The following is a 13,522-nucleotide window of genomic DNA, read 5'->3' on the forward strand; positions in this document are numbered from 1 at the left end:
GACGCGGTCCCTGTAGGAGCGGGCTTGTCCCGCGAAGAGGCCAGTGCAGACACATGTAAATTTCAGATAGAAAGACGCACCACCCGGTTATCCAGCACCTGCGGCGCCTGCGCCCGGCGCTTGTTCACCACCAGCTCCCCGATGGCGATCAGTCGAGTTCGCGTGACGTTGCGCGACAACCCCAGCAACTGCGCGGTATGCACCTGGTTGTAATGGCAGAAATGATACGCCGAACGCAGCAGGGCATTCTCGACCTTCTCGTACAGATCGCCAGGCTGTTCCTCATACAGCCGACCGAACGCCTGCAATAGCAGATCGTCCACACCATGGCTCGTCGGCTCCTCCTCCCGGCGCTCCAGGCGCAGGTTGGACAGGCGCAGGTCCTGGGCCTGTACCAGCCCGTCGCCGCAGGTCAGCAGGCTGTGGTGAATCACGTTCTCCAGCTCGCGGATATTGCCCGGCCAGCTGTACTCGACCAGCTTGGCCTGGGCCTTGGGGCTCAGTTCCACCGGCCCGTAGCCCAGCCGTTCGCTGTAGCTGCGGATGAAGTGCCGGGCCAGCGGCAGGATGTCCCCCGGCCGGTCGCGCAGAGGGTGCAGTTGCAGGGTCACCACGTTCAGCCGGTAATACAGGTCTTCGCGGAAGTGCCCGGCATTGATGGCTTTCTCCAGCTGCACGTTGGTTGCCGCCAGCACCCGCACATTGATCGGGATGCTCTTGCGCGAGCCCAGGCGCACCACTTCGCGCTCCTGCAACACGCGCAGCAGCTTGACCTGGATCGGCAACGGTAGGTCGCCGATCTCGTCGAGGAACAGCGTGCCGCCGTTGGCCTCTTCAAACCAGCCGGCCTTGGCCGCCAGGGCGCCGGTGAAGGCGCCCTTTTCATGGCCGAACAGCTCGGCCTCGACCAGCGATTCGGCGAACGCACCGCAGTTGACTGCGATGAACGGGCCGTTGCGCCGGCCGCTGAGGTTGTGGATATGGCGCGCGACCAGCTCCTTGCCCGTGCCGGTTTCGCCAATGATCAGGACGCTGGCCTCGCTGGGGGCGACCTGTTGCAGGTGGGCGAGCAGCGCCTGCGACCTGGGGTCTTCGAAGACCTGTGCGGTCGCCCTGATCGAGGTAGCCAGTGTCGGTGACGGGGGGAGGGTCAGCAGTTGCATGGGCGATACTCAGGAATAGAAGGATGGGACGGGGCGCTTGCCGCCGAGGGCCCACTCGCCGAGCTCGTGGAGGCGGTAATCCACCGGGTCGTGCAGGGTTTGCGTCCTCAGGTTGCGCCAGTGACGATCGAAGCGCAGCGAGGCGTGGGTGGCGCGGGCGCCGGTCACCTCGAACAGGCGGTTGCAGATGTCCAGGCCGTGGCGCGTGGCCGCGACCTTGGCGGTGCCGATGGCCAGGGCCAGGTCGCCGCGCTCCTCGGCGCTCAGCGACTGCTCCTTGGTCCAGGCGCTGTCGAGTTGGCGGGCGGCGCGGGCGATCAGCAGGCGCACGCTCTCAAGGCCCACCCAGAACTCACCGTAGTGGCGCAGTACGTAGGGGTCTTCGGCGCTGCTGGCAGCGCTGGAGCGGAACCACGGCCGGCTTTCCTTGAGGCTGTACTGGCGTGCTTCGTCGAAGGCTCCTTCGGCGATGCCGAGGAACAGGTTGGCGAAGTGCAGCTGGGCGATCAGCGGGCGCAGCGCGGCGAAAGGCGTGCTCAACGGGCCGGGGTCGAGCAGCAGTTCATCGTGTTCGACCCGAACTCGTTCGAAGCTGGCGCTGCCACTGTCGGTCTGGCGCTGGCCGATGTTGTTCCAGTCGTTGTGCAGGGTGATGCCGGTGCGCCCGCTGGGGATCGCGGCGATCAGCAGCTTGCCGCCGGCGCGCTCGTCCACTGCCGAGGCGATCAGCATTTCCGAATCGCTGGCGCCGGAGCAGAAGCTCTTCTTACCGGAAAACTCGCACCAGCCGTCGAAGTGCTTGACCACGGTGCGGGTGTCCAGTGGATTGAGGGCGTTGCCCCAGAACCAGTGCTTGCGTGCGGTCTGCTCGAACCACGGCTGCCACTGCTCCGGGCGTGAGAACAGGCGCACGGTAGCCAGCATCAGGTGGTGGAAGCCGAACACGTGGGCGATCGAACTGTCGACCCGGGCGAACTCGCGTACCACCTCGAAGGTGTCGTGCCAGTTCGCGCCCTGGCCGCCGAACGCCTGCGGAATCACCAGCGACAGTAAACCGCTGCTGCGCAAGGCATCGCGTTCGGCCTTGGGCGTGCCGCCGCGCTCGTCGCGCTCCACCGCGGTCTGGGCGAACTGCGTGGCCAGTTCGCGTGCTATCGCCAGCGCTGGTCGGGCCGCATTCAAAGGTGCATTCATGGCGGCTCCTCAGGCGCTTTCACGGAGTGCGTGATGGGCGCCGAACAGCGGCACGGCGCGCTCTGCAGCCAGGCGAATGCGCGCGCCTAGGGCATCGCTGGAAACCCGGTAGTCGGCAAGCTCGGCCTGGCTGGCGTAGACGCCTATTGGCAAGGTCAGGGCCTGCAGGAAGCTGAACAGCGGGCGCAGTTGATGGTCGAGTACCAGCGCATGGCGTTCGCTGCCACCGGTGGCGGCGAGCAGCACCGGGGTATCGACCAGGGCGTCCTGACCGATCAGGTCGAACAGGTGCTTGAAGTGGCCGGGGAAGCTGCCGCGGTAGACAGGGGCGGCGACCAGCAACAAGTCAGCCTTTTCCACCAGGCGCAACTGTTGCTCCACCGCGTCGGGCAGTTCGCTGCGCCACAACGCGGCTCCCAGTGGCCGGGCGATTTCACCCAGTTCGATCAGGTGCGTCTTGATGAGCAGGTGCTGGCCCAGTTCGGCGAGGATGGCCTCGGTCAGGGCCAGGGTACGAGAGGGGCGGGTAGTACCGCCAGACAGTGCTACGACGTTCAAGGGGGTGCTCATGGGCTGGTCTCCGGATGAATAAGCGGGACTTTGCTTGAGCAATCGTCGTGCCTGTTTGAACTTTGTTGAAAATCAACGCCTGGCAGCCTTGATGCGCACTGTGGGTGTTGGCCTTTGCCTGTTTGCTGTTGATCGACTGTTGCGCTGCAGACAGTTGGCCAAGTGTTGGCGGCTGTACAGTGAGAGCCTTTATAGCGAATGACGGTTAGCCTTTAAAATAATAATAAAGGATATTTATATTCCATTTGGTTATTAGTGGTGATGAGTATAGAGTTCCTGCTTAGCGGATTGTGAGAACGGACTTTAAATCGTTTGGCGCACGCGTCAGTGCAACGCCAATAATCGAGTCTGAGGACAATCAACGATGACAGCTGTCAAGGGTTATTTAATCTGCGGGATCGCGCTAACGACCGCATTGTCGAATGCTGTTTCGGCTGAATCTTTAATCGACGCATTCGCACTCACGCCCGGAGATAAGGTGATTGAAACCAGTGTCAATGACTGCCTGGGTGTTTATCACACCATGAACGAGCGCATGCTCGATAAATTATCTGGTTTTGATGTGGGCATAGGCACCGGGGTACGGCTCTATCCCAAAGAACACAGAGAAGCAATGGACGCATTGAAAGATTTCTGGGACAGAAACGCTCATCGTTACTCCCCCAATGACTCCGCCTTGAATAGTGAGCTGCAGACGTTGAGGGATGCGCTGAACGCAGCCAATCAGAGGTATCTGCGCACAGGCGCGGATGAGTGGTACATGAAATCTCTAAGTAGATCGCATTCGGATTTTATATCGGAACGTTTCAGGCTTCGTGAACAGCTGGATGACGTTACCTATGCGTGGGCTCAGTGCCCGGCCAAACCGGCGGAAGCAGCGGCTTGCCGGGGCGAGGCTATCAGGCAGCTTGAGGCATATTTCCAGGATGCTCATAAACAACTTGGGCAATTTTTGCCGCGCATGATAAATGCCTATGTACCGATGGAGAACGAATGGTGGGTTGCATGCCGGGCGCCAGATTTTACAGGTGCGCGTTGAGGGTGAACATTGACCGGATAGATTTCCCGATTATTAAAGGTATTGCTGGGCACTAACATTTGTCCGCTATTCAATTTCTGTTTATTGGGGTTTCAAGCTCATGTCGAACGTCATTTCTATTACTGATCGTAATGTCCTGTTGGATAATGATATCACTAACGAGGTTGCTGAGATCATTGGGCAGGAAAAACTGCAATTGCCGACAGCTCAGTCGCCCTTGGTCGACAGATTTGTCAGTAAGATCGAAGGTAACTACGACACGTCACGGGCGAAGACGGATACTGATCATGCAATCAGTCTTTTGTACATCGCCTATAACACGACGCCGCAGGAACACGGCGACATTCGGGTCAAGATAAGTCGCATCATGAGCCAGTTGGTCGAGGCTCAGCAAGACAGTGAGCGCCGGATCAAGGATTCGGTTCGCATTGCCGCTATGATCGGCAAGCAGCTGGCGTCACTGCTGCCGGACTGGCTGGATGTCCGCGACAGTGCCGATCCTGAAGAAATCAAACAGTTCGTCAAGGCAGAGCTGCTGGACATGGCCAAGCGCATCAGCACGGCTGCCATGGACGTGCGCAGCAGCCTGAATACGATCATCGTCAAGTACGACAGTATTCTCAAGGACATCAAAGACGTTACTGACAGCAGCGAAATCGCCCTGAGCGAGACCATCGCAGCCAACAAGGCAATCGAGGAAGAGATTGTTCAGGCCACGGCGCGTAAAGAAGAACTGGATTCACTGGTCAGTGCGCTGCAGGAGCAGATAGCGCGATTCGAGAAAATGGCCGTCGAGTATGGCAAGCAAGCCCAAAGTGCCGAGCAGAAGTCCTTCTGGGCCTCGGTGGTCAAGTCCGTCACGCAAGTGGTGTCTGCTGTACTGCCGATTGCCGCCATGGCGGCGACGGGCGGGGTTGGTGGAGCGCTCGGGGCTGCCGCTGCAGGTACACCGGGGCTGCTCGGTAACAGCAATGTCGACCCGAAGCAGGTGGTGGAAAAGTCCAACCTTGAAGCGGCGCGCAATGCTCAAGCAAAGATTGTAGAGGCACGCCAGCAACGCGCGGATGAACTTGAGCAGCAGCAGGCGGCGGCAACCACCGATGCCGAAAGACAGGAATTGAGCAGTGCGCTTGAAAAGGCTCAGGGTGAATTGCGTGAGGAGCAGAACCAGCTGAGCCAAGCTGAAAATCAATTGGGCGCTTTTTTGCGTCAACTGGGCGCTGCGGCAGATGAGGCAGGCGCAGAGCAGCAGCGTCAAGGTGCATCGCTGCGCGAACTTGAGCGGCAGATGCTCGACAATGTCGAGAAGTACGAAGAGGTCAAGCGCGGCCAGGTTGCGGAGTTGGCCAAGATTACCGTGCTGCTCGATGCCAAGCGCAGTGAAGAGCAAACCATCGAGCTTGCAGTCAGATCGCTGAACCTGAGTGTTTCGGCACTCAAGCGCAGCAAGGAAATCGTCGAAGAGATTGCCTTCTTCTTCAAATCCTTCGCGGACTTCATGCAGTGCATCGTCGATGAAGCCACGGTTCGCATGGAAGAGTACGAAAAGGCAGGCAATAGTGAAGTGTTGCGCAAGAGCCGCCTGGAAGCGATCCGGCTCAGTACCGATGAATTCTTCGTCTCCCAGGCTGCGGAATGGCTTGCTGTAGGGGTTGTTTCGGAGCGTTTCGCGCAGTTGTTCAACGATGGCTGGAGCAAGTTGAACAAGCTGTCGGGTCAATACATTACAGGTGATGAGCTTCAGGCTTACCTGGTACAGGCGTCGCAGCAACTCAAGGTGATCATCGAGGAGCGTGAGGCCGCGAGCAATCAGCGTATCGCCTCCCTGCAGAACTATCGCCAGGAACGCGAGGCAACTGCTTGACCTACCGTTACCCCTGAGCGCACGGGTGGAGCCCTGGTTGGCCAGGGCTTCATGTACGGGCGAAAAAAAGCCCGCTGACCGAGCGGGCGAAAGGTACAACGCTTGCGTGATTCAGTGGGAGCGCACAGTCATCGCAGTGTGCCGCCCGACCCAGCGCGGCGATTTGGCCAGCGTGACATTCTCTTGAGGCTGCCTGACAAAACGTCGTGCGGGGCTGGCAGGCGGGTGGGCGGGCGTTTGAATATCGCTCGGCACACCTTCTTGCACTGCCATCCAGGAGTCATGTCATGAGCGATATCCAGCTGTTACCTGCCGTGGTCGAGTTCCTCGCCAGGCCCCATGGCCATTTCATCGAGGGCCAGTACCTGGCGGGCGAGGCGGGGCCGTCGATCGCCATCCATGACCCGTCCAGCGGCACGGTCATCGCTCAAGTGGCCGAGGCCAGCGTTGCCGAGGTCGAGCGCGCGGTGCGCAGTGCGCGGCAAGCCTTCAAGGGCGCCTGGGCCGAGGCTTCGCCGTATCACAAAGGCGTGGTTCTGAACCGCCTGGCGGACCTGATCGAGGCCAATGCCGAAGAGCTGGCGCAGCTCGAAACCTTGTGCTCGGGCAAGTCGATCAACCTCACTCGCGGCCTGGAGATCGCCCAGAGCGTGGTGTTCCTGCGCTACTTCGCCGGTTGGGCGAGCAAGATCACCGGGCAGACCATGACGCCGTCGATCCCATCGTTCGCCGGCGAGCGCTACACCGCGTTCACCCTGCGCGAGCCGGTGGGCGTGGTGGCCGGCATCGTGCCGTGGAACTTCTCGGTGATGATCGGCATCTGGAAGATCGCCTCGGCGCTGGTCACCGGTTGCACCATCGTCATCAAACCCAGCGAGTTCACCCCGCTGACGCTGCTGCGCATCGCCGAGCTGGCGATCGAGGCGGGTGTGCCGGCAGGCGCGCTCAACGTGCTGAACGGCCGGGGGCAGGCCGGGCAGCGGCTGATCGAGCATCCAGACGTGGCCAAGGTAGCCTTCACCGGTTCCGTGCCGACCGGTATAGCGGTGGGCAAGGCGGCCATGGCGGCCAACCTGACCCGCGCCACCCTGGAACTGGGCGGCAAGAATGCCGCAGCGCTGCTGGCTGATGTCGATGTCGATGGAGCCGTGGCCGGTATCGTGCAAACGGCTTATGTGCACCAGGGGCAGGTCTGTGCATCGCCCGAGCGGCTGTATGTGCACCACAGCAAGGTCGAGGAGTTCACCCGCAAGCTGGGTGTGGCGCTGGGGCAGATGAAGATCGGTTCGGCACTGGACCCCGAGGCGCAGTTCGGGCCCTTGGCCAATGCCGCGCACCTGCAGAAGATTCTTGGTTTCTTCGAGCGGGCGCGGGCCAACAACACGGTGGTGTGTGGTGCCAGGGCAGTGGACCGGCCGGGCTACTTCGTCGAGCCGACCGTGGTCTTGGCCAACGGTGCCAGCGACCCGCTGCTGCATGAGGAAACTTTCGGGCCGATCGTCTGCGTGCTGCCGTTCGACAACGAGCAAGAGCTGGTCGAGCTGATGAACGACAGCCCTTATGGCCTGACCGCCAGCCTGTGGACCAACGACCTGTCCAAGGCATTGCGGCTGATTCCGCAGATCGAGGCCGGCACGGTGTGGGTCAACATGCACACCTTCCTCGACCCGGCAGTACCCTTTGGCGGGACCAAGGCTTCGGGTGTGGGGCGCGAGTTCGGCAGCGCGTTCATCGAGGACTACACCGAGCTGAAGTCGGTGATGATCAGGTATTGAGTCAATCCAGGTTTGTGAGCGCGCCTAGCGGCGGGTGCGCCCATACGCCTGGCTGATTCGGTCGATCACCATCGCCAGCGCAACGATGGCTAGCCCCGCTTCGACCCCTTGGCCGACGTTGAGGGTCTGGATCCCTGCAAGCACATCCTCACCCAGCCCGCGGGCACCGATCATCGACGCCACCACCACCATCGACAGCGCCATCATCACCGACTGGTTGAGCCCGGCCATGATGCTCGGTAGCGCCAGCGGCAGGGCGATGCGACGCAGCCGCTGCCAGCGGCCGGCACCCAGGCCGTGGGCGGCCTGCAGCAACGAGGGGTCGATCTGGCTCAGGCCCAGCTCTGTCAACCGCACCAACGGCGGCAGGGCATAGATCAAGGTGGCGAACACCGCCGGCACCTTGCCCAAACCAAACAGCATCAGTACCGGGATCAGGTAGACGAAGGCCGGCAGCGTCTGCATCACGTCCAGCACCGGCAACAGCAGGCGCCGGGCCAGCGGGCGGGTGGCCAGGAGGATGCCCAGCGGCACGCCGATCAGCACGCACAGGCCGGTACTGACCAGCACCAGGGCGAGGGTCTGCAGCAGTTTGTCCCACAGCCCGAGCACGCCGATGAACGCCAGCAGCGCGACCAGCACCACGCTGCGCAGCAGGCTGCGGCTGGCGTGCCAGGCCAGCAGGCCGACCAGCAGCAACAGCAGCCACCAGGGCATCAGGCGTAGCAGGTTCTCCAGGCCGACCAACAATTGCAGCAACTGGTCGGAGACACTGCGCAGGTGGTCGCCATAGTGCAGCACCAACCAGTCGACCAGGCGGTTGATGGTGTCGGCGAAGGACAGTTGCAGGGCTTCGGGGAAGCCCGTACTCACAGGCTAGCCTCGACCTTGCCGGCCACGTCGGCGGGTAGCCAGGCCTTCCACACATCCGGGTTGGCACGCAGGAAGGCCTTGGCGGCATCAGTGGCTGGCAGGCGCTTTTCGTTCATCTCTGCCAGGGCCTTGTTCAGCCGGTCGATGGGCAGGTCGACTTTCTCGAACACCGCCACCAGCTGCGGGTAGCCATCGCGAAATGCCTTGGACACGCCGATCGAAAGCTTTGCCGGCAACGACTGACTGCCTTTGGGGTTGGGGTTTTTCGCGTCGGTCAGGGTGGCCCAGGCTGCTGCATCGAACGGGGGTTCCTGCAGGCGCACGAGGTCGTAACGACCAATCAGCGCCGTGGGGCTCCAGTAGTAGAACAGCACGGGTTTCTTGCGGCGGATCGCCGAGTCCACCTCGGCATCCAGCGCAGCGCCCGAGCCTGTGCGGAAGTTGGTGTACAAGCCTTCCAGGCCGTAGGCCTTGAGCTTCTGGCTATTGACGATCTCCGAGGTCCAGCCGCTGGGGCTGTTGAGGAAGCGGCCTTTTACTGGGTCTTCAGGGTCCTTGAACACAGACGAATAACGCTTGAGGTCTTCGACACTACGCAGGTCAGGGGCAGGGGCCTTGTCGCCCTTGACCACGTAGGCGGGTACCCACCAGCCCTCTTCAGCGTGCTTCACCGTGTCACCCAGGGCGAACACTTCGCCGGCCTTTTCGGCGTTGACCCAAGCTGGACTGCGCCCGGCCCATTCTTCGGCGATCACCTGCAGGTCGTTGCGCGCCAGTGCCACTTCCATGCTCACGGTGCTGCCGGGGAGCGTGTCGGTGGGGTAGCCGTAACCGTGCTCGACGATGTGGCGCAGGATTTCCGTGGTCAGGGCGCCGCTTTCCCAGCCGAGCGCGCCGAAGTGGATGGGTTTGCTGTTTTCCGCCGATGCGGCGCTGTCGGTGCTGGCCAGGCCGAAGGTGAGCAAAAGGCCGGCCAGCAGCGCAGGGATCTTTTTCATGAGGAGCCTCGTCGATTACTGCTTCTTGCGTTGCGGGCAAGTGTAGACGAGGAGGTTTTCGGGGCCGCGAGCGGCCCCGGCAGGTCAGACGCGGAACTGGTCCATCAGCGCCTGCTGCTGGTTGGCCAGGCTGTTCAGCGACTGGCTGACCCGCGCCGATTCGTTGGCCTGACCCGACAGCGATTCGGTGACATCGCGGATGGTCGCGACGTTGCTGTTGATCTCTTCGGCTACCGCACTCTGCTCTTCGGCGGCCGAGGCGATCTGCAGGTTCATGTCGGTGATCACGCTGACCGCCTGGCCGATGCGCTGCAGCGCGGTCACCGCCTGGCCGACCTGCTCGACACCGCCTTGGGCCTGGCGATGGCTGTGGTCCATGCTGCCGACCACATCGCGGGTGCCGGTCTGCAGGGCCTCGATCACCTGGCGGGTTTCTTCCACCGACTCCTGGGTGCGTTGGGCCAGGTTGCGCACCTCATCGGCGACCACGGCAAAACCACGGCCGGCCTCACCGGCACGGGCCGCCTCGATGGCGGCGTTCAGCGCCAGCAGGTTGGTCTGCTCGGCGATAGAACGGATCACTTCCAGCACCGAACCGATTTTCTCGCTGTTCTGCGCCAGGCCTTCGACTTCGGCCATGGCCTGGCTCATGTTGGCGGCCAGGGCATCGATGCTGGTGGTGGTGCGGTCGATCACCGCCAGGCCCTCGCGGGTGGCCTGGTCGGCCTCGCGGGCGGCTTGCGCGGCCTGGGCGGCGCTGCGGGCGACGTCCTGGGCGGTGGCGCTCATTTCGTGGGAGGCGGTGGCCACCTGGTCGACCTGGCGGTACTGCTGCTCCATGCCAGCACTGGTTTCAGTGGCAATCGCTGAGGACTGGTCAGCGGTGCCGCGGGCGGCCTGCACCGAGCGCTTCACCTCGGCGATGGTCGGTTGCAGCTTGTCGAGGAAGCGGTTGAACCAGCCGGCCAGCTCGCCGAGTTCATCGCGCTTGTCGTAGGTCAGGCGGCGGGTCAGGTCGCCTTCGCCGCTGGCGATGTCCTTGAGCATCGCGGCCACGCCGAGGATCGGCTTGGTCACGCCACGGGCCATCAACCACACCAGCAGCAGGCCGGCGATCGCCGCGGCCAGGCCCAGGCCCAGCTCCAGCAGGGTGCCGCTGGTGTTCAGGGTGTCCAGTTCTTGCTTGAGCGCTTCGGCCGGGCCGGTCAAGGCATTTTCCGGCACATCCAGCAGCACGCCCCAGGGCTGGGCGCCAGGGATCGGTTCGAAAGCGGCCAGAACTTTCAGGCGTGCCTGGTCGTGGAGGATGCTCAGCTTGCCAGTGGCCAGCTTGCGCACCAGTTCGGCACCCTGGCGCGGGTCGACCTGGTCGAAACGCTGGGCCAGCTTGCTGGCGTCGGCGCTGTAGCCGGCCAGCAGGCCGACCGGGCTGAGGATGCCGACCGTCGTGCGGCCTTCGTAGAGGCTGCGGCTGGCGTCCTGGCTCAGGGCCTGCAGGCTGTTGAGGTTGATGTCGATGGACAGGGTGGCGATGATCTTGCCGTTGACCGCCAGCGGGAAGACGATGCTGGTCATCAGCACGCGCTGGCCGTCGATGTCGTAGAAGTACGGCTCCACCACGCAGACCTTGCCGGTGCTGCGCGGGCAGCTCCACCAGGTGTTGGCCGGCTGGCCGCTGGGGCCGATCTCGGTATTGGCCATGTCGTGCTCGGGCAGGGCCATGGCGGTCAGCTGGCCAGCGCGCGGTTGCGACCAGTACAGGGCGAAGCGCCCGGTTTCGTTGCTGCCCAGCTCGGCTTTGCCGGCGAACAGGCTGTCCTTGTTGTCCAGCGCATTGGGCTCGAACACCAGCGACAGGCCGAGCAGGTCAGGGTTGGCCTGCAGCGCGGCGCGTACCTGACGGGTCAGGTCCTCACGCAGGTCGAAGGCGTCGAGGAAGCGTTTTTCTGCCTGTTCACGCAGGAACAGCACCTGGCGCGAGAAGCCCGCGCCGTACTGGTAGGCATCCATGAACTGGCGGCGAATGTTCAGGGCCTGGACTTCACCTTGCGACTCGATCCGCGACTGCGCAGCTTCGGTGAGCATCTGCATGCTGCTGGCCTTGACCAGGTCCGAGCTGTGGTCCATGCGGTACAGTGAAAGGCCGACGAGCAGGGTGACGATGCCGGCGAGGCAGAGACCGGCGAGCAGGGTGATCTTCCACTGGATGGAAAGTTGTCGCAAAGGCATGGGGGTGAATCCCTTTTTCTGGCAGTAAGGGTTTGGTGGTGGAGCTGAGAGGTGTTTGCCTTGGGGTTTTTGGCGCCTGGGAGATCGAGCGCCGCCCGCGCGGCGCATCGCGAGCTGCGCTCGCTCCTACGTTTATTTCTGGCCAGTAACGCCTGTGACAGGCGCGCGCGACCGCCTTGTTCGTACGACGCGGTCTCGTGCCATGCGCCAAGGCGTCCGCGCGCAAATCCCACAGGAATGATTGGCCCGAAACAAACGTAGGAGCGAGCGCAGCTCGCGATGCGCCGCGCGGGCGGCGCTCGATCTCACAGGCACTGAAGACCTAAAGGCAAGCACCTCTGAGCCTCCCCCTATATCGGCTCACGCCTATTTTTCTTTATTCAAACATTCAATTTAAAATTCCAGCGAAATACGCCGAAATATGGCGCTTTTGACATCTCCCTCCCACTCCGTCAGAGTGCGCGGTTTTTGTCTGCCGTTACGAGGAACCCCAAACCATGAACGCAGTGATCGCCGCCGTCGGCATCATGCTCATACTCAGCCTGTCCCGCGTGCATGTGGTCATCGCCCTGATCATCGGCGCACTGGTCGGTGGCCTGGTCGGCGGGCTGGGCATCGAAGGCACGCTCAAGGCCTTCAACGGTGGCCTCGGTGGCGGTGCCACGGTGGCACTTTCCTACGCGTTGCTCGGCGCCTTCGCCGTGGCCATTGCCAAGTCGGGCCTGGCCCATGCCCTGGCCGACCGCGCGCTGAACATGATCGACCGCCAGGGCCATGCCAACGGCGGCAAGGTCAAATGGCTGCTGATCGGCCTGATGCTGGTGGTGGCGGTGTCGTCGCAGAACATCCTGCCCATCCACATCGCCTTCATCCCGCTGCTGGTGCCGCCGTTGCTGTACGTGCTGACGCGCCTGCGCATCGACCGCCGGCTGATCGCCTGCGTGATCACCTTCGGCCTGATCACGCCGTACATGTTCCTGCCGGTGGGCTTTGGCAACATATTCCTCAACGAGATCCTGCTGGCCAACGTCGCCCGTGCCGGGGTCGATGTCAGCGGGGTCAATGTCACCCACGCCATGGCCATTCCGGCGGCCGGCATGTTCGTCGGCCTGCTGCTGGCGGTGTTCATCAGCTACCGCAAGAAGCGCGACTACGACCTGGCGCGCATCGAGCAGGTCGAGCAGGTCAGCGTGCAGTACAACCCGCTGACCCTGCTGGTGGCGGGGCTGGCAATCGCCGCGGCATTCATCGTGCAGCTGTGGCTGGACTCGATGATCATCGGCGCCATGGTCGGTTTCCTGATCTTCTCGCTGTCGGGCATCGTGCGCTGGAAAGACACCGACGACCTGTTCACCGAAGGCATGAAGATGATGGCCATGATCGGCTTCATCATGATCGCAGCGTCCGGCTTTGCCGATGTGATGAAAGCCACCGGCGAGGTGCAGAGCCTGGTCGAGACCTCGGCGCAATGGATCGATCACAGCAAGGGCATTGGCGCCTTGCTGATGCTGCTGGTGGGGTTGCTGGTGACCATGGGCATCGGTTCGTCGTTCTCGACGGTGCCGATCCTGGCGGCGATCTTCGTGCCGCTGTGCGTGCAACTGGGCTTCGACCCGCTGGCCACGGTGTGCATCGTCGGTACCGCAGGTGCCCTGGGCGACGCTGGCTCACCGGCGTCGGACTCGACCCTCGGCCCGACCTCGGGGCTGAACGTGGATGGCCAGCACCATCACATCTGGGACACCGTGGTTCCGACCTTCCTCCACTACAACTTGCCGTTGCTGGCATTCGGTTGGCTGGCGGCAATGACCCTGTAA

The 13,522-nt window shown here is 62.7% G+C and carries 10 protein-coding genes and 1 pseudogene; 4 read left to right on the forward strand and 7 right to left on the reverse strand.

Annotation, left to right across the window (positions count from 1 at the left end):
- Window positions 1-62: 62 nt before the first annotated feature.
- Genes sfnR through msuE form a run of 3 tightly spaced genes read right to left on the reverse strand, consistent with a single transcriptional unit; the run spans window position 63 to window position 2,927 of the window.
- Entirely contained in the window at window positions 63-1,163 is a 1,101-nt protein-coding gene (gene sfnR, locus C2H86_RS22910; protein WP_159409964.1) for a sigma54-dependent transcriptional activator SfnR, read from the reverse strand.
- Between the two features lie 9 nt (window positions 1,164-1,172).
- Window positions 1,173-2,357 (reverse strand): acyl-CoA dehydrogenase family protein, encoded by a 1,185-nt coding sequence (locus C2H86_RS22915; protein WP_159409965.1) that lies wholly within the window; start codon window positions 2,355-2,357, stop codon window positions 1,173-1,175.
- A 9-nt stretch (window positions 2,358-2,366) separates the two neighbouring features.
- Window positions 2,367-2,927 (reverse strand): FMN reductase, encoded by a 561-nt coding sequence (gene msuE / locus C2H86_RS22920; RefSeq protein ID WP_159409966.1) that lies wholly within the window; start codon window positions 2,925-2,927, stop codon window positions 2,367-2,369.
- Window positions 2,928-3,291: 364 nt separating this feature from the next.
- Here msuE and C2H86_RS22925 point away from each other — a divergent pair, with 364 nt between their 5' ends.
- From C2H86_RS22925 to C2H86_RS22935, 3 genes are all read left to right on the forward strand, one after another.
- On the forward strand, window positions 3,292-3,966 hold the full coding sequence (locus C2H86_RS22925; protein WP_159409967.1) for a hypothetical protein: 675 nt from the start codon (window positions 3,292-3,294) through the stop codon (window positions 3,964-3,966).
- A gap of 100 nt (window positions 3,967-4,066) precedes the next feature.
- A complete protein-coding gene (locus C2H86_RS22930; RefSeq protein ID WP_159409968.1) occupies window positions 4,067-5,830 on the forward strand; it encodes a tyrosyl-tRNA deacylase in 1,764 nt (587 codons plus the stop codon).
- A 287-nt stretch (window positions 5,831-6,117) separates the two neighbouring features.
- Window positions 6,118-7,605: an aldehyde dehydrogenase family protein gene (locus tag C2H86_RS22935; protein ID WP_159409969.1), complete on the forward strand. Its 1,488-nt coding sequence runs from the start codon at window positions 6,118-6,120 to the stop codon at window positions 7,603-7,605.
- Between the two features lie 24 nt (window positions 7,606-7,629).
- Here C2H86_RS22935 and C2H86_RS22940 read toward each other — a convergent pair whose 3' ends face one another.
- The 4 genes and pseudogenes from C2H86_RS22940 to C2H86_RS28805 all read right to left on the reverse strand — a co-directional run.
- On the reverse strand, window positions 7,630-8,478 hold the full coding sequence (locus tag C2H86_RS22940; RefSeq protein WP_159409970.1) for an ABC transporter permease: 849 nt from the start codon (window positions 8,476-8,478) through the stop codon (window positions 7,630-7,632).
- Window positions 8,475-9,476, reverse strand: coding sequence for an ABC transporter substrate-binding protein (locus C2H86_RS22945; protein ID WP_159409971.1), 1,002 nt, complete (start codon window positions 9,474-9,476; stop codon window positions 8,475-8,477). The genes C2H86_RS22940 and C2H86_RS22945 overlap by 4 nt, the downstream gene beginning before the upstream one ends.
- An 84-nt stretch (window positions 9,477-9,560) precedes the next feature.
- A complete protein-coding gene (locus tag C2H86_RS28800; RefSeq protein WP_422764118.1) occupies window positions 9,561-10,316 on the reverse strand; it encodes a methyl-accepting chemotaxis protein in 756 nt (251 codons plus the stop codon).
- A 150-nt stretch (window positions 10,317-10,466) separates the two neighbouring features.
- Window positions 10,467-11,813, reverse strand: a pseudogene (locus C2H86_RS28805) (chemotaxis protein); the annotation flags it as partial.
- 389 nt (window positions 11,814-12,202) lie between these two features.
- On the opposite strand from C2H86_RS28805, the gene C2H86_RS22955 reads away from it, so the two are divergent.
- On the forward strand, window positions 12,203-13,522 hold the full coding sequence (locus C2H86_RS22955) for a Na+/H+ antiporter family protein (RefSeq protein ID WP_159409973.1): 1,320 nt from the start codon (window positions 12,203-12,205) through the stop codon (window positions 13,520-13,522).

Origin of the sequence: Pseudomonas putida (assembly GCF_009883635.2) — a bacterium.
In the GTDB taxonomy this organism is placed as follows: Bacteria; Pseudomonadota; Gammaproteobacteria; order Pseudomonadales; family Pseudomonadaceae; genus Aquipseudomonas; species Aquipseudomonas putida_W.

Coding starts and splice junctions, on each gene's coding strand:
- sfnR (WP_159409964.1), bottom strand. CDS start 1,163: ATGCAACTGCTGACCCTCCCCCCGTCACCGACACTGGCTACCTCGATC.
- C2H86_RS22915 (WP_159409965.1), bottom strand. CDS start 2,357: ATGAATGCACCTTTGAATGCGGCCCGACCAGCGCTGGCGATAGCACGC.
- msuE (WP_159409966.1), bottom strand. CDS start 2,927: ATGAGCACCCCCTTGAACGTCGTAGCACTGTCTGGCGGTACTACCCGC.
- C2H86_RS22925 (WP_159409967.1), top strand. CDS start 3,292: ATGACAGCTGTCAAGGGTTATTTAATCTGCGGGATCGCGCTAACGACC.
- C2H86_RS22930 (WP_159409968.1), top strand. CDS start 4,067: ATGTCGAACGTCATTTCTATTACTGATCGTAATGTCCTGTTGGATAAT.
- C2H86_RS22935 (WP_159409969.1), top strand. CDS start 6,118: ATGAGCGATATCCAGCTGTTACCTGCCGTGGTCGAGTTCCTCGCCAGG.
- C2H86_RS22945 (WP_159409971.1), bottom strand. CDS start 9,476: ATGAAAAAGATCCCTGCGCTGCTGGCCGGCCTTTTGCTCACCTTCGGC.
- C2H86_RS28800 (WP_422764118.1), bottom strand. CDS start 10,316: ATGGAGCAGCAGTACCGCCAGGTCGACCAGGTGGCCACCGCCTCCCAC.
- C2H86_RS22955 (WP_159409973.1), top strand. CDS start 12,203: ATGAACGCAGTGATCGCCGCCGTCGGCATCATGCTCATACTCAGCCTG.